Origin of the sequence: Klebsiella electrica (assembly GCF_006711645.1) — a bacterium.
In the GTDB taxonomy this organism is placed as follows: Bacteria; Pseudomonadota; Gammaproteobacteria; order Enterobacterales; family Enterobacteriaceae; genus Klebsiella; species Klebsiella electrica.
The window spans coordinates 4,708,669-4,724,634 of record NZ_CP041247.1 but is presented as its reverse complement, the minus strand read 5'-3'; the positions used below and the strand labels follow the sequence as shown (position 1 = coordinate 4,724,634).

General features: G+C 59.6%; 11 protein-coding genes. 9 read left to right on the top strand and 2 right to left on the bottom strand.

Annotation, left to right across the window (positions count from 1 at the left end; translation table 11 throughout):
- Positions 1-4 precede the first annotated feature (4 nt).
- Entirely contained in the window at positions 5-814 is an 810-nt protein-coding gene (iolB, locus tag Electrica_RS22560; protein ID WP_141965452.1) for a 5-deoxy-glucuronate isomerase, read from the top strand.
- Between the two features lie 436 nt (positions 815-1,250).
- Here the strand turns inward: iolB and Electrica_RS22555 are convergent, their stop codons facing one another.
- Entirely contained in the window at positions 1,251-2,111 is an 861-nt protein-coding gene (locus Electrica_RS22555; protein WP_100685351.1) for a MurR/RpiR family transcriptional regulator, read from the bottom strand.
- 149 nt (positions 2,112-2,260) lie between these two features.
- Positions 2,261-4,174: a bifunctional 5-dehydro-2-deoxygluconokinase/5-dehydro-2-deoxyphosphogluconate aldolase gene (locus Electrica_RS22550; RefSeq protein WP_141965451.1), complete on the bottom strand. Its 1,914-nt coding sequence runs from the start codon at positions 4,172-4,174 to the stop codon at positions 2,261-2,263.
- A 527-nt stretch (positions 4,175-4,701) separates the two neighbouring features.
- Between Electrica_RS22550 and iolD the strand changes: the two genes are divergently transcribed.
- The 8 genes from iolD (at position 4,702) to Electrica_RS22505 (ending at position 15,965) form a co-directional block, all read left to right on the top strand.
- Positions 4,702-6,642 carry a 3D-(3,5/4)-trihydroxycyclohexane-1,2-dione acylhydrolase (decyclizing) gene (gene iolD / locus Electrica_RS22540; protein WP_141965449.1) on the top strand — a complete coding sequence of 647 codons (1,941 nt, stop codon included), beginning with the start codon at positions 4,702-4,704 and terminating at the stop codon, positions 6,640-6,642.
- Between the two features lie 47 nt (positions 6,643-6,689).
- Positions 6,690-7,703 (top strand): Gfo/Idh/MocA family protein, encoded by a 1,014-nt coding sequence (locus Electrica_RS22535; protein WP_100685347.1) that lies wholly within the window; start codon positions 6,690-6,692, stop codon positions 7,701-7,703.
- Positions 7,704-7,829: 126 nt separating this feature from the next.
- Entirely contained in the window at positions 7,830-8,729 is a 900-nt protein-coding gene (gene iolE, locus Electrica_RS22530) for a myo-inosose-2 dehydratase (protein WP_141965448.1), read from the top strand.
- A gap of 180 nt (positions 8,730-8,909) precedes the next feature.
- On the top strand, positions 8,910-9,515 hold the full coding sequence (locus Electrica_RS22525) for a hypothetical protein (protein ID WP_141965447.1): 606 nt from the start codon (positions 8,910-8,912) through the stop codon (positions 9,513-9,515).
- Positions 9,516-9,703: 188 nt separating this feature from the next.
- Positions 9,704-10,612, top strand: coding sequence for a dihydrodipicolinate synthase family protein (locus Electrica_RS22520; protein WP_131050811.1), 909 nt, complete (start codon positions 9,704-9,706; stop codon positions 10,610-10,612).
- Between the two features lie 14 nt (positions 10,613-10,626).
- Positions 10,627-12,594, top strand: coding sequence for a YjhG/YagF family D-xylonate dehydratase (locus tag Electrica_RS22515; RefSeq protein WP_141965446.1), 1,968 nt, complete (start codon positions 10,627-10,629; stop codon positions 12,592-12,594).
- 359 nt (positions 12,595-12,953) lie between these two features.
- Positions 12,954-14,333 carry a glycoside-pentoside-hexuronide (GPH):cation symporter gene (locus Electrica_RS22510; RefSeq protein ID WP_100685343.1) on the top strand — a complete coding sequence of 460 codons (1,380 nt, stop codon included), beginning with the start codon at positions 12,954-12,956 and terminating at the stop codon, positions 14,331-14,333.
- A gap of 12 nt (positions 14,334-14,345) precedes the next feature.
- Positions 14,346-15,965 carry a glycoside hydrolase family 43 protein gene (locus tag Electrica_RS22505; protein ID WP_141965445.1) on the top strand — a complete coding sequence of 540 codons (1,620 nt, stop codon included), beginning with the start codon at positions 14,346-14,348 and terminating at the stop codon, positions 15,963-15,965.
- Position 15,966: the final 1 nt, after the last annotated feature.

The following is a 15,966-nucleotide window of genomic DNA, read 5'->3' as shown; positions in this document are numbered from 1 at the left end:
CGCCATGTCGTTACTGGCTAAATCGGGAAAAGAGGGGCAGATCCAGCACATCACGCCGCAAAGCGCCGGCTGGCGCTATATCGGTTTTGATGTGTGGATGCTGAAAAAAGGACAGAGCATGACGCTGGAAAGCGGCGAGCGCGAGCTGTGTCTGGTGCTGGTTGCCGGGCTGGCGTCGGTCAAAACGACGAAGGCCGATTTCCCGGGGCTGGGCCAGCGAATGTCGCCGTTTGAACGTACGCCGCCGTGGGCGGTGTACGTCCCGCCGCAGGATAAGGTGCAGGTGACGGCGGATTCTGACCTTGAACTGGCGGTGTGCAGCGCGCCGGGTAAAGGGACGCTGCCGGCGCGGGTGATTCGTCCGCAGGATGTGGGGGTTGAGCATCGTGGCAAAGGGCGTAACCAGCGTCTTGTGCATAATATTCTGCCGGATAATGCGCAGGCCGACTGTCTGCTGGTGGTGGAGGTGTATACCGACGAAGGCGCCACCAGCTCCTGGCCGTCGCATAAACACGATACCCCGCAGCCGGGGAAAGAGACCCAGCTGGAAGAGACCTACTATCACCGTTTCGATCCGCCGCAGGGCTTCGCCCTCCAGCGGGTGTATACCGATGACCGCAGCCTGGATGCCTGCATGGCGCCTTATAACCACGATGTGGTGATGGTGCCGCGCGGCTATCACCCGGTCGCGGCGATTGCCGGATATGACAGCTATTATCTGAACGTGATGGCCGGGCCGGAGCGCAAGTGGTTGTTTACCTGGGAAGACGACCACGCGTGGATCAATAGTCTTGATTATCCTCGTCACGACTGACGCATCGTAAGCGTTAACAGGGCCGCTAAGCTTGTGCTTAGCGGCCCTTTTTGTCTGCTGCTGTTCCCCGGTGGCCACCCGGTAATATTCCCCGGTGGCGCTGCGCTTACCGGGGCTACGTGGGACGGTAGCCCGGATAAGGCGCTGGCGCCGCCATCCGGGGGGGCCCGGTGGCGGAAATATTCTCCCGCGGGCACCGTTAATATTCTCCCGCAGGCAGCGTTAATATTCCCCGGTGGCGCTACGCTTACCGGGGCGACATGGGAGGGTAGCCCGGATAAGGCGCAGGCGCCGCCATCCGGGGAGTTACCCGGCGGTGGAAATGTTCCCCCGCAGGCAGCGTTAATATTCCCCGGTGGCGCTACGCTTACCGGGGCTACGTGGGACGGTAGCCCGGATAAGGCGCTGGCGCCGCCATCCGGGAGAGGGAGCGGGGTCAGGCGAGGCTCTGCTGGACTTGCGGTTCATTGCTGCTGCTCAGCGCCAGTGAAACGGCCAGCGTCTGGGCCAGGCACAGAGAGGCCACCTGGGAGCGGAAACCGTCAACCTGCGCTTCACGAACCACAAAGCAGACATCGCTGAAGGCTGCGAGTGGACTGACCTGGCTGTCGGTAATCGCAATCTGCCGCGCTTTGCGCTGGGCGCCCAGCTCAACCAGCTCGACAACTTCACGCGCGTAGGGCGAGAAGCTCACGGCGACCACCACATCTTTCGGGCCCACCAGGCTCAGTTGTTCGGTGAACATGCCGCCGAGGCCATCGATCAGAAACGCTTTACGGTCAAGATGACGCAGCGCATAGGTCAAATAGGAGGCGACGCTAAACGAGCGGCGCAGACCAATCACATAGATATTCTCCGCCTCCGCCAGCAGAGCGACCGCGCGCTCGAGCTCATCGCCAGAAGTCTGCATCGCCAGCTGCTGCAGCGCCTGAGTATTCACCATGGTGAACATATTGAGAATTTCAGTCGGTGTTTCCGGCGGCGACGTTTCATCATTGGTGGTCTGGCGGAACAGGCGTGCGCGTTCGGTATAGTTAGCGGTCTCTTCCATCAGATGTTGTCTGAACATCTGTTTCATTTCGTTAAAGCCGCTAAAACCGAACGCATTGGCGAAACGGATCAGCGTCGATGGCGGGACATCCGCCTGCTGGGCGATGGAGGCGACGGTGTCGAAAGCGACGCTATTACTGTTATCCAGAATATAGCGAGCCACCTGTTTTAAGCGTTTGCTTAATGTATCGTAGCGACGCCGGATTTCATCCTGCAGGATGGTCAGTTGGGTCGGATTATTGGCCATAGATTGCGCTCTGAGAAAATGAAAGGAATATAACTTCCAGTGTACCAAATGAAGCGAATTTTTCATTTTTTGCGATGAAATACGCGATTCATTTCACGAAGAAACAGAAAAAAACCCGCACCGGGAGATGCGGGCGGGTTTTATCGCGGTTAACCGCGGGCTTCGCGCCAGTAGTCGATGAGCGTCAGGTAGTTGCGTTTCACCTCGCCAATCAGCGCCTCATCGCTCAGCTCGCCCGCCATCCAGCGCCGTGAAGGCTGGCCAAAGATGGTGCGCCCGACGGCGAAGCCTTTGATGATCGGGTGGCTGGCGGCCTCGGCAAACCCGGCGCGCAGCCGATCTGACGGCGCATCGAGGCCGAGGAGCAGGATCCCGCGACACCAGGGATCTTCGCGCGCGATAAGGTCAGCTATCTTTTCCCAACTGGCGCCGGAGAGCGGCGGCAGTTTCCACCAGTCTGGCTGAATGCCGAGCCGGTAAAAATGTTCCAGCATCGTGTGATAGTGGCGCTCGTCTTTATCCGGGCCGTTTTCCGGCAGGATCACCTCCAGCAGCAGCTCGTGCCCGGACTTGTTGCAGGCCTGCCAGACTTCCAGCAGCAATGCATCCTGCTCCGCGCGCAGCGGCGCCGGATCTGCCGGATGATAGAAGACCAGGCATTTCACCACATGCTCCAGCGGCCAGTCGATCAGCTGAGATCCAATGTTGCCGTGCTCCAGACGCAGCGGGCGCGAACCCGGCAGCTCGACCGGACGACCAATCCACCAGCCTTTGCCGGTAATGGCGTTCAGCGCGCTCTGACCGTAGGTGCCGTCGGCGAGAATACCGCTACGCTGTTCCAGCCCCGCCTCTTTGGCGGCGGCTTCGGCGGCGGCCAGCAGCAACAGCTTAAGGCGGGGAATAGAGGCCGGATCGCACCCGGTTTCATCGGCCAGATCGGCCAGCTGTTTACGATGATCAAAAGCGAAGATGCACAGTTCCGGCCACGGCTGGCGGCGACTGGTGACGCGGTGTAAATGGTTTAAGCGCGCGTCGATATCCGGACGCGGGACGGATTCCGCCCGCAGCAGATAATCATCCAGCTCGACTTTGGTCGGCATCGCCGGCGCACAGCCGTGACGCGAGACCACCAGCGCGCCGCAGGCATTGGCGTAGCGACAGGCCTGCTCCCAGCCTTCGTCATTCAGCCAGCCGCGCAGCAGACCGGACATAAAGGCATCCCCCGCGCCCAGCACGTTGAGTACATCGACCCGCACCCCCTGCTGAAGCGGAATGCTGTCCCAGCTATCGGGAATATCGCCTTCCAGCACCACGCAGCCCATTGGACCCCGTTTGCAGACCAGCGTCGCTTTGGTTGCATGGCGGACATTTTTCAGCGCGGTCAGCGTATCGGTACTGCCGCCGGCAATATGGAACTCCTCTTCTGTCCCGACCACTAAATCGAACAGATGGAGCACTTCCTGAAGCTGACTGGTGACCGGACCGGATTCGATGAAACGCGTTTCACCGTCTCCCAGCGAGGTCAATCCCCACAGCACCGGGCGATAATCGATATCCAGCGCGGTGCGCAGGCCGTGACGGCGGGCGTACTCCAGCGCCTTCAATACGGCCGCACGGGTACTGGCATGAGAAAGGTGGGTGCCCGTTACCGCCAGCGCACGGGAAGAGGCGATGTACTCCTCATTAATATCCTCAGGCACCAGCGCCATATCGGCACAATTATCACGGTAAAAAATGAGCGGGAAGGTCTCCTGATCTTTAATTCCCAGCATCACCAGCGCGGTGAGACGTTGTTTATCCGTGATCAGGTATTCGGTATCGACCCCGGCCCGGCTGAGCGTTTCGCGTAAAAAACGGCCATTATGCTCATCGCCGACGCGCGCCAGCATGGCAGATTTTAATCCCTGAATGGCGGTGCCAAAGGCGACGTTGCCGGAAGATCCGCCCAGATATTTAGAGAAACTGGCAACATCTTCTAGCCTTGCGCCAATCTGCTGGGCATAGAGGTCGACAGCCACCCGGCCAATACAGATGACGTCGAGCCGCTTTACTGCTGCATTCATAGCTAGGGTTTCCTTTTACATATCTGCTGTACGGAAGGGTCGGAATGCCGACAAGGTCTCCACACACAGCCTGAGGGTGAACGGTTATTCCTAGTTTGAGAAATAAATATTTCATTTGCAAATGAGATCGAAATTAAAAAACCAAAAGTGTGAGGGATCTACCACTCTGCCGCGCCAGGCCCCGTTCGGCAAAGGATCGGCGGCGCGGGTGACACCTGGTGCGACATGGTCCGGTGAGAGCCTGCTTTATACATGATTTTAAAAGGGATATTTAAGCGGCGATGCGCCCTGAGCGGCCGAGGGCGGGGCGGCTGACGGGCGTGAAACGGGTGAAACAGGGAGAGAGTTTGATCCCTCTCGCAAAATGAAATATTTTTTCTGTATTTATATTTAATGAAAAAAATGTTTGCCTATAATCCAGAGGTATTCCAGTGGACGTTAACGATTTCCCGCAGCTGTGACAAGCGTGTAGCACGGGGAAAACGCGCTAACCCACACACAAATACTGAAAATAAGGATTGTGCAAGATGGGCAAACTGAGACTGACAGTGGCACAGGCGCTGGTGAAGTTCCTTGATAACCAGTTTCTCGAAGTCGATGGCGAAGAGCATAAATTCGTAAAAGGTATTTTCGCCATCTTCGGCCACGGCAACGTGCTGGGGCTGGGCCAGGCGCTGGAACAAGACAGCGGCGAAATGCGGGTCTACCAGGGGCGCAACGAACAAGGTATGGCGCATGTCGCCACCGGTTTTGCCCGCCAGTCTCTGCGCCGCCAGATCATCGCCTGCACCTCCTCCGTCGGTCCGGGCGCGGCCAATATGATTACCGCCGCCGCGACGGCCACCGCCAACCGCATTCCTCTGCTGCTGCTGCCCGGCGACGTGTTTGCTACCCGTCAGCCGGACCCGGTGCTGCAACAGGTTGAACAGAGCTATGACCTGAGCATCAGCACCAACGACGCCTTCCGGGCCGTCAGCAAATACTGGGACCGCATCACGCGCCCGGAACAGCTGATGAGCGCCTGCATTAACGCGATACGCGTGCTGACCGATCCGGCGGAAACCGGCGCCGTGACCCTCTGTCTGCCGCAGGATGTGCAGGGCGAGGCCTGGGATTATCCCGCTTCCTTCTTTGCGCGCCGCGTGCATCGGCTCGATCGCCGCCCGGCCAGCGCCGCCCAGTTGGCGGATGCGGTTGCGGCCATTAAAGCCAGCCGTAAGCCGCTGATTATCTGCGGCGGCGGCGTGAAATATGCCGGTGCCGGCGAGGCGTTGTCCCGCTTCGCCGAACGTTATGGCGTGCCCTTCGCCGAAACCCAGGCCGGGAAAGGGTCGGTGGTCTCCTCGCATCCGCTGAACGTCGGCGGCGTCGGGGAAACCGGCTGTCTGGCCGCCAATCTGCTGGCGAAAGAGGCCGATTTGGTTATCGGTATCGGCACCCGCTTTAGCGATTTCACCACCTCATCAAAATGGCTGTTCCGGCACCCCGGCGTGCGCTTTCTGAACGTGAATGTCAGCAACTTCGACGCCTGGAAACTCGACGGCATCCCGCTGCTGGCCGATGCCCGCGAAGCCCTGACGTCGCTGGACAGCGCGCTGGCCGACGAAGGCTGGCAGGCGGGCTGGGGCGCGCAGATCGACAGCGCTCAGAGCCGCCAGCTGCAAGAGACGCAGCGCGTCTATCAGGCCGTCTGGCAGGAAAAGGCTTTTGTCCCTGAAATCGATGATGCCCTCGATCGCGAGTCGGTGTACCGGGAATTTCGCCAGATAACCGACTCCACGCTGACCCAGAGCAGCGTGCTGGGGGTACTCAATGAGACGCTCGCGGCGGATGCGGTGATTGTGGCGGCGGCGGGCAGCTTGCCTGGGGATCTACAGCGCGTCTGGCGCAACCGGGCACCCAACACCTATCACGTAGAGTACGGCTACTCCTGCATGGGCTATGAAGTGAATGCCGCGCTGGGCGTGAAGCTGGCGCAGCCGCACAGCGAAGTCTATTCCCTGGTCGGAGATGGCTCTTTCATGATGCTGCACTCTGAGCTGGTGACCTCGTTGCAGGAGCAGGCGAAGATCAACGTTGTACTGCTCGACAATATGGCCAACGGCTGTATCAACAACCTGCAGATTGGTCACGGTATGGGCAGCTTCGGCACCGAGTTTCGCTATCGCTCAGCGGAGAACGGGCAGCTGCGGGGCGGCCTGATGCCGGTCGATTTCGCCACCATTGCGGCGGGCTATGGCTGTAAAACCTGGCGCGTCACTACCCTGAGTGAGCTGCGTCACGCCCTGGAGGCCGCGCGCCGCGAGACGGTCAGCACGCTGATTGATATTAAAGTGCTGCCGAAGACCATGGTGCATTCCTACGGCAGCTGGTGGAACGTCGGCGTCGCCCAAACGGCCTTGTCAGAACGTATTCGTAAAGTTGCTGAAATGATTAATGAAAAACGCGCCGAAGCGCGCGATTACTAAAACAGAATACTCACCTTGAACTCTACAGAATCACGGAGAAAACCACTATGTCACTCAAATTAGGTGTCATCGGCGCTGGCGCCATCGGTAAAGAACATATCCGTCGTTGCACCCAGGTCTTACAGGGCGCCACCGTGGTGGCGGTGTCCGATATCAATGTGGAGAGCGCGCGTGCGGCGGTGGCGCTGCCGGGCGTGCAGGCGGAAATCTACACCGACGGCCACGATGTTATCCAGTCCAGCGATGTCGACGCTATCCTTGTTACTTCGTGGGATCCGACGCACGAAGAGTATACCCTCGCGGCGATCGCCGCCGGCAAACCGGTGTTCTGCGAGAAACCGCTGGCGATGAGCGCGGAAGGCTGCCGTCGCATTGTCGATGCGGAAATGAAAGCGGGCCGTCGGCTGGTGCAGGTCGGCTTTATGCGCCCTTACGATGAAGGCTACCTGGCGCTGAAAAAAGTCATTGATGATGGCGATATCGGCGCGCCGCTGATGCTGCATTGCGCGCACCGTAACCAGTCGGTCGGTGAGAACTACACCACCGACATGGCGATCACCAACACTCTGATTCACGAACTGGATGTGCTGCGCTGGCTGCTCAACGATGACTATCGCTCGGTACAGGTGCGCTTTCCGCGCTCCACCTCCCACACCCATCCGCGTCTGAGAGATCCGCAGATTGTCTCCTTCGAAACGCGTAAAGGCACCCTGATTGACGTCGAAGTGTTCGTCAACTGCCAGTACGGCTACGACATCCAGTGCGAAGTGGTCGGGGAAACGGGGATTGCCCGTCTGCCGGAGCCGTCGGCTATCCAGATGCGTAAAAGCGCCAACCTGTCGACCGCGATCCTCACCGACTGGAAAGATCGTTTCATCAAAGCCTACGACGTGGAGCTGCAGGCCTTTATCAATGATGTGAAAGCCGGCCAGCTGCAGGGACCGTCGGCGTGGGACGGCTATGCGGCCTCCGTCGCGGCCGATGCCTGTCTGCAGGCACAGGAGAGCAGCGAACCGGTCGCGGTGACGCTGCCCGAGTGCCCGGCGTTCTACCAGCGCTAATCGACACTCTGCTTACGCAACGGTCAACGCTTGCGCGCCGTCCGGCAAACCGGCCGGTCGCGACGGGCATAAACCTCTCGAAGATAAATCGCCGCGTCGCCAGGATGCGGCGGCAGGAGCAATCTTATGAACCAAGATAACGTCAAGCTGGCCATCGCCCCGATTGGCTGGACCAACGATGATATGCCTGAGCTGGGCTGCGAAAATACCTTTCAGCAGATTGTCAGCGAAATGGCGCTGGCGGGGTTTAGCGGCAGCGAAGTGGGCAGCAAATATCCGCGCGATCCGGCGGTGCTGAAGCCGATGCTGGATATTCGCGGCATTCAGATCTGCAATGCCTGGTTCAGCACCTTTTTTGCCAACGGGCAGCGGGAAAAGACCATCGATGAGTTCGTGAATCACATGAATTTCCTGCATGCGATGGGGGCAAAAGTGATTGGCTGCTCCGAGCAAAGCGGCAGTATTCAGGGGCTGGAAAAACCGATTATCGGCGAGGCAAAACCCTGCTTTAGCGAGGAAGAGTGGCAGCGCGTCGCCGAAGGTTACAACACGCTGGGGCGCCTGGCTGCCGGGAAGGGCATGCAGGTGTGCCTGCACCATCATATGGGGACCGGTATCCAGACCACCGCAGAGATCGACAAATTTATGTCGCTGGTCGATGACAACGTCTTCCTGCTGTTTGACACCGGACACGCCTGGTATTCCGAAGGGGGCGAAGCGCCGATGCTGGCGATCCTCCAGAAATACCTGCCGCGTATCAACCACGTACACCTGAAAGACGTACGTCCGCCGGTGATTGAACAGGTCCGTCGCGAAGGGCTGTCGTTCCTTGATGGCGTGAAAAAGGGCACCTTCACCGTGCCTGGCGATGGCGTCATTGATTTCCGTCCGGTGTTCAAACTGCTGGATGATTTTGGCTACAAAGGCTGGATGGTGGTTGAAGCCGAACAGGATCCCGCGCTGGCTAACCCCTTCGAATATGCCCTCAAAGCGCGGAAATACATTCGGGAAACGGCAGGAATCTAATCGTTGATCCACTTTCAGGCCACACCGCGCTGTGGCCTGTTTTTTTCCGCTTTACGTGCCGCGCCATAAACGCGTCCATACCAGGCTAACACCTCGATCATTCCACTCGCCCAGCCCTTCGCCTGCCATGCGGGCCGCATTGCGAATACAGCATCTCCTGCAATCCAGAAACCTCCCCCGGTGGCGCTGCGCTTACCGGGGCTACGTGGGAATGGTAGCCCGGATAAGGCGCTGGCACCGCCATCCGGGGTTCCCGCCACCGGGGTGGACTCGGTGGCGGTGGAAATATTTCCCGCGGGCAGCGTTAATATCCCCCGGTGGCGCTGCGCTTACCGGGGCTACGTGGGAATGGTGGCCCGGATAAGGCGCTGGCGCCGCCATCCGGGGTTCCCGCCACCGGGGTGGATTCGGTGGCAGTGGAAATATTTCCCGCGGGCAGCGTTAATATCCCCCGGTGGCGCTGCGCTTACCGGGGCTACGTGGGAGGGTAGCCCGGATAAGGCGCTGGCGCCGCCATCCGGGGTTCCCGCCACCGCGGCCCGGAAATATCCCCCGGTGGCGCTGCGCTTACCGGGGCTACGTGGGGAGGATAGCCCGGATAAGGCGCTGGCGCCGCCATCCGGGGTTCCCGCCACCGAGGGGCCACCGCGGCCCGGAAATATTCCCCGGTGGCGCTGCGCTTACCGGGGCTACATGGAGGGTAGCCCGGATAAGGCGCTGGCGCCGCCATCCGGGGGGCCGCCACCGGGGAGGGACCCGCCACGGTCAGTCGGTGCCGGTGCGTAACCCGGGGGAGGTGGGGGCCGGGTTGTCGTGCGGATAGGGTGTTGCAGCATTTTGTGATCTAGTCTGAAAAACGTGCACTTGCGTCCATCGCCCCATTTACCTTCTCTTTGCCGGCGGCATAGTATGGTCATTAAATAAAAGAACGCTGTTCTATAATGTAGAACAAAGTAATTCAGCAAGGAGATCTCATGCCGCAAACCGTGCAGTTTTCGGGGATTATTCCGCCTGTCTCCACCATTTTTACCGCCGATGGCCAGTTCGATAAACCGGGCACCGCCGCGCTGATCGACGACATGATCGCTGCGGGCGTCGATGGCCTGTTCTTCCTCGGCAGCGGCGGGGAGTTCTCGCAGCTCAACGCCAGCGAGCGCAAAGCCATTGCCGCCTTCGCCATCGCCCACGTCGACCGCCGGGTGCCGGTGCTGATTGGCACCGGTGGCACCAACGCCCGGGAAACCATCGAACTCAGCCAGCACGCGCAGCAGGCCGGCGCCGACGGTATCGTGGTGATTAACCCCTATTACTGGAAAGTCTCTGAGCCCAACCTGATTCGCTACTTCCAGCAGGTAGCCGACAGCGTCACGCTGCCGGTGCTGCTGTATAACTTCCCGGCCTTGACCGGCCAGGATCTCACACCCGCGCTGGTCAAAACTCTCGCCGACTCGCGCAGCAATATTGTCGGCATCAAAGACACCATCGACTCGGTGGCTCATCTGCGCAGCATGATTGAGACGGTGAAACCGGCGCACCCGCGCTTCGCGGTGCTGTGCGGTTTCGATGACCACCTGTTTAACACTCTGCTGCTGGGCGGCGACGGGGCCATCTCGGCCAGCGGTAACTTTGCCCCGCAGATCTCGGTGAAGCTGCTGCAGGCCTTCCGCGACGGCAACCTGGCGGAAGCCGCGCGCTACCATCAGACGCTGCTGCAGATCCCGCAGCTGTACCAGCTGGATACGCCGTTTGTGAATGTGATTAAAGAGGCGATCGTGCTGTGCGGGCGGCCGATCTCCACGTATGTGCTGCCCCCGTCCTCTGCGCTGGATGAGGCGAAAAAGAGACAGCTCAAAACGCTGCTACAGCAGCTCAGACTCTGCTAAACCGGAAAATGAAGATGGCAATAGAGACGATTTTCACTCCCCAGGATGATGCGTTTTATGCGGTCATCACCCATGCAGCCGGTCCGCAGGGCGCGCTGCCGCTGACGCCGCAAATGCTGATGGAATCGCCGAGCGGCAATTTGTTCGGGATGACGCAAAACGCCGGTATGGGCTGGGACGCCAACAAGCTCACCGGTAAAGAGGTGTTGATTATTGGCACCCAGGGCGGGATTCGCGCCGGCGATGGCCGCCCGGTAGCGCTGGGCTACCACACCGGCCACTGGGAAATTGGCCTGCAGATGCAGGCGGCAGCCAAAGAGATTACCCGCAACGGCGGGATTCCTTTCGCCGCCTTCGTCAGCGACCCGTGCGACGGGCGCTCTCAGGGTACGCACGGCATGTTCGACTCGCTGCCGTATCGCAACGATGCGGCGATCGTGTTTCGGCGGCTGATCCGCTCGCTGCCGACGCGCCGGGCGGTGATCGGTGTCGCCACCTGTGATAAAGGCCTGCCGGCCACGATGATCGCCCTGGCGGCGATGCATGATCTGCCGACGATTCTGGTGCCCGGCGGGACGACGCTGCCGCCGACCTTCGGCGAAGACGCCGGTAAAGTCCAGACCATCGGCGCGCGCTACGCCAACCATGAGCTGTCGTTGCAGGAGGCCGCCGAACTGGGCTGTCGCGCCTGCGCTTCGCCGGGGGGCGGCTGCCAGTTTTTAGGCACGGCGGGCACTTCGCAGGTGGTGGCGGAAGCGCTCGGCCTGGCGCTGCCGCATTCGGCGCTGGCGCCGTCGGGGCAGGACGTCTGGCTGGAGATCTCTCGTCAGTCGGCGCGGGCGGTGAGCGAACTGGATAATCGCGGCATTACCACGCGCGATATTCTGACCGATAAGGCTATCGAAAATGCGATGGTTATCCACGCGGCGTTCGGCGGCTCGACCAACCTCCTGCTGCACATCCCCGCCATCGCCCATGCGGCGGGGTGCACCATTCCTGATGTCGCACACTGGACGCGAGTCAACCGCAACGTCCCGCGGCTGGTCAGCGTGTTGCCGAACGGGCCGGACTACCACCCGACGGTGCGGGCTTTCCTCGCCGGCGGAGTACCGGAAGTGATGCTGCACCTGCGCGATCTTGGCCTGCTGCATCTGGATGCGATGACGGTGACTGGGCAGACGGTGGGGGAAAACCTCGACTGGTGGCAGACTTCCGAGCGGCGTGAAAAATTCCGCCAGTGTCTGCGCCAACAGGACGGCGTCGATCCGGATGATGTGATCCTCCCCCCGGCGCGGGCGAAAGCCAAAGGCCTCACTTCCACGGTCGCCTTCCCGGTCGGCAATATTGCGCCGGAAGGATCGGTGATCAAAGCCACGGCGATCGATCCGTCGGTGGTGGACGACGACGGCGTGTATCGCCATACCGGACGGGCGCGGGTGTTTGTCTCTGAGGAGCGGGCGATCAAGGCTATCAAAAACGGCGAGATCGAGCGGGGCGATATTATGGTGGTGATCGGCGGCGGACCGTCCGGCACCGGCATGGAAGAGACCTATCAGCTGACCTCGGCGCTGAAACATGTCTCATGGGGGAAGACGGTGTCGCTGATCACCGATGCCCGTTTCTCCGGCGTGTCGACCGGCGCCTGCTTCGGCCACGTCGCCCCGGAGGCGCTGGCGGGCGGACCCATCGGCAAGCTGCGCGATAACGATGTCATTGAAATCGTGGTCGACCGTCTGGCCTTAACCGGCAGCGTCAACTTCATCGGCACGCCACAAAAGCGGCTGACGGCGCAAGAGGGGGCGGCGGAGCTGGCGGCAAGAGCGCCGCATCCCGATCTGCACGCCCATGATTTTTTACCCGACGATACCCGCCTGTGGGCGGCGCTGCAATCGGTCAGCGGCGGGACCTGGAAAGGCTGTATATACGACACAGATAAAATTATCGAGGTTATTAACGCCGGTAAAAAAGCACTCGGTATTTAATTAATTTCAGGTTCAATGTCGTCTGCGGAAATATTCCGCGGACGGCTTTTTTGTGCCTGCGTTAAATACATTTTTGGCTATATTTTATTTTTTATAACCATTTAAAAATTAAGACGAAAAAATATTATCACCTTCCTTTGTTTATAACGATGGCAATCACAAAAACCAAAAAACATAATTCATAAATTAAAAATGACCATTGCCGTAAAAATGCACATCTTCTTACACTCTATTAACACGAAAACGTGAACAGTAAGCATACGGATCATGGGTGATTTCCTGACGTTGCAGCGGGTACGTATTCCCTTTTCAGGTCCCTGACGTTTGCGCCATTCCACTCATTGGGGTTGGGGATAAATATGCAATTAACCATGAAAGATAAAATCGGCTACGGGCTGGGCGATACCGCGTGCGGTTTCGTCTGGCAGGCGACGATGTTTCTGCTGGCCTATTTCTACACCGATGTGTTTGGCCTCTCCGCCGGTATTATGGGGACGCTGTTTTTGGTTTCCCGCGTGCTGGATGCCGTCACCGATCCGCTGATGGGGCTGTTGGTGGACCGCACCCGTACCCGCTACGGTCAGTTCCGCCCGTTCCTGCTGTGGGGCGCCATTCCGTTCGGCATCGTCTGTATGCTGACCTTCTACACGCCGGACTTTTCCGCGCAGGGCAAAATTATCTATGCCAGCGTGACCTACATTCTGCTGACGCTGGTCTACACCTTCGTTAACGTCCCCTACTGCGCGATGCCGGGGGTGATTACGGCGGATCCGAAAGAGCGCCATGCGCTGCAATCATGGCGTTTTTTCCTCGCCGCCGCCGGGTCGCTGGCGATTAGCGGGATCGCGCTGCCGCTGGTTGGCTTTATTGGCAAGGGCAACGAACAGACAGGCTATTTTGGCGCGATGTGCGTGCTGGGGCTGATTGGCGTGGTGCTGCTGTACGTGTGCTTCTTCACCACCAAAGAGCGCTACACCTTCGATGTGCAGCCGGGCGCATCGGTAACGAAAGATCTTAAGCTGCTGTTCGGCAATACCCAGTGGCGCATCATGTGTGCTTTCAAAATGATGGCGACCTGCTCCAACGTGGTTCGCGGTGGGGCCACGCTCTACTTCGTGAAATACGTGATGGACCATCCGGAGATGGCGATGCAGTTCCTGCTCTACGGCAGCATCGCCACCATGTTCGGTTCGCTGGCCTCTTCGCGCCTGCTGGGACGCTTCGATCGGGTGAAGGCCTTTAAAGCGATTATCGTGATTTACTCCCTGATTAGCCTGCTGATTTTCGTCACTCCGGCTGACTATATCGCGCTGATTTTCGCGCTCAACATCGTCTTCCTGTTCGTCTTTAACACCACCACGCCGCTGCAATGGCTGATGGCCTCAGACGTGGTGGATTACGAAGAAAGCCGCAGCGGGCGACGTCTCGACGGGCTGGTTTTTTCCACCTATCTGTTCAGCCTGAAGATTGGCCTGGCCATCGGCGGCGCGGTCGTGGGCTGGATTCTGGCCTACGTGAACTACTCCGCCAGCAGCAGCGTGCAGCCGGTTGAGGTATTAACCACCATCAAAATCCTGTTCTGCGTGGTGCCGGTGGTGCTCTATGTCGGCATGTTCATCATGCTCTCACTGTACAAACTGAGCGATGCCCGGGTGGAGGCTATCAGCCAGCAATTACGTCAACATCGCGCGGAGCAGGAAGAGGATGTTTCTGCCGCCGCTGCCGCGACATCCCATTAAGCAGGAGGCAATATGTACACGATTACTAACCCTGTTCTGACCGGGTTTAACCCGGACCCGTCAATGTGCCGCCAGGGCGAGGATTACTACATCGCGACGTCCACCTTCGAGTGGTTTCCGGGGGTGCGCATTTACCACTCGCGGGATTTGAAAAACTGGTCGCTGGTGAGTACGCCGCTGGACCGCGTATCGATGCTGGATATGAAAGGCAACCCCGACTCCGGCGGGATCTGGGCGCCGTGCCTGAGCTACGCCGACGGGCTGTTCTGGCTGCTGTATACCGACGTGAAAATCGTCGATTCGCCGTGGAAAAACGGTCGCAACTATCTGGTCACCGCCCCCTCCATTGAAGGGCCGTGGAGTGAGCCGATAGCGATGGGTAACGGCGGCTTTGACCCGTCGCTGTTTCACGATTCGGATGGGCGTAAATATTATATTTACCGCCCGTGGGGGCCGCGTCACCACAGTGACCCGCACTGTACGATCGTCCTGCAGGAGTATTTCCCGCAGACGCAGACCCTGTCGAAGACGCGAAAAACCCTGTTTACCGGGACGGCGCTGCGCTATACCGAAGGGGCCCATCTGTACCATAAAGAGGGCTGGTACTATCTTCTGGTGGCCGAAGGCGGCACCAGTTATGAACATGCGGTGGTGGTACTGAGAGCGAAAAATATCGCCGGGCCGTACGAACTGCACCCGGACGGGACGCTGATGACCAGCTGGCATCTGCCGGAAAATCCGCTGCAGAAAAGCGGCCACGGTTCGCTGCTGGAGACGCACACCGGCGAATGGTATATGGCCTATCTCACCAGCCGCCCGCAGCGCTTACCCGGCGTGCCGCTGCTGGCCTCCGGCGGGCGCGGCTACTGCTCGCTGGGGCGGGAAACCGGCATCGCGCGCATCGCCTGGCACGACGGCTGGCCGTCGGTGGAAGGGGGCAAACACGCGCAGCTGAACGTGCCGGGGCCGCAAATGGCCGAAAGTCGTGTCGTGGCTGATGAGCGCTGGCGAGAAGAGTTCAACTGCCCGACGCTCGACCCGGAGCTGCAAACGCTGCGTATCCCCTTCGACGAGACCTTGGGCTCGCTGCATGCCCGGCCAGGTTTTCTGCGCCTGTATGGCAACGATTCGCTCAACTCGACGTTCACCCAGTCCACCGTCGCCCGGCGCTGGCAGCACTTTGCTTTCCGCGCCGAAACGCGGATGGAGTTTGCTCCGGAGAATTTTCAGCAGAGCGCCGGCTTAACCTGCTATTACAACAGCAAAAACTGGAGCTACTGCTTCGTTGACTATGAAGAGGGGCAGGGCAGAACCATTAAGGTATTGCAGCTTGACCACAACGTGCCGTCGTGGCCGCTGCATGAACATCCGATTGCGGTCCCGGATGCCGCGCAGAGCGTGTGGTTACGGGTTGATGTCGACCATCTTGTCTATCGCTACAGCTACTCGTTTGACGGCGAGCAGTGGCACACCGTGCCGGTGGAATATGCCGCCTGGAAGCTGTCGGATGATTACATCGGCGGGCGCGGGTTCTTCACCGGCGCTTTTGTCGGCCTGCACTGCGAGGATATCAGCGGCGACGGCTGCTATGCGGATTTTGACTACTTTAGCTATGAGCCGGTAGTCGGCTAAG

What these genes read in the sequence shown, in the direction of transcription:
- iolB (WP_141965452.1), top strand. Translation starts at nt 5, where the DNA reads ATGTCGTTACTGGCTAAATCGGGAAAAGAGGGGCAGATCCAGCACATC.
- Electrica_RS22555 (WP_100685351.1), bottom strand. Translation starts at nt 2,111, where the DNA reads ATGGCCAATAATCCGACCCAACTGACCATCCTGCAGGATGAAATCCGG.
- Electrica_RS22550 (WP_141965451.1), bottom strand. Translation starts at nt 4,174, where the DNA reads ATGAATGCAGCAGTAAAGCGGCTCGACGTCATCTGTATTGGCCGGGTG.
- iolD (WP_141965449.1), top strand. Translation starts at nt 4,702, where the DNA reads ATGGGCAAACTGAGACTGACAGTGGCACAGGCGCTGGTGAAGTTCCTT.
- Electrica_RS22535 (WP_100685347.1), top strand. Translation starts at nt 6,690, where the DNA reads ATGTCACTCAAATTAGGTGTCATCGGCGCTGGCGCCATCGGTAAAGAA.
- iolE (WP_141965448.1), top strand. Translation starts at nt 7,830, where the DNA reads ATGAACCAAGATAACGTCAAGCTGGCCATCGCCCCGATTGGCTGGACC.
- Electrica_RS22520 (WP_131050811.1), top strand. Translation starts at nt 9,704, where the DNA reads ATGCCGCAAACCGTGCAGTTTTCGGGGATTATTCCGCCTGTCTCCACC.
- Electrica_RS22515 (WP_141965446.1), top strand. Translation starts at nt 10,627, where the DNA reads ATGGCAATAGAGACGATTTTCACTCCCCAGGATGATGCGTTTTATGCG.
- Electrica_RS22510 (WP_100685343.1), top strand. Translation starts at nt 12,954, where the DNA reads ATGCAATTAACCATGAAAGATAAAATCGGCTACGGGCTGGGCGATACC.
- Electrica_RS22505 (WP_141965445.1), top strand. Translation starts at nt 14,346, where the DNA reads ATGTACACGATTACTAACCCTGTTCTGACCGGGTTTAACCCGGACCCG.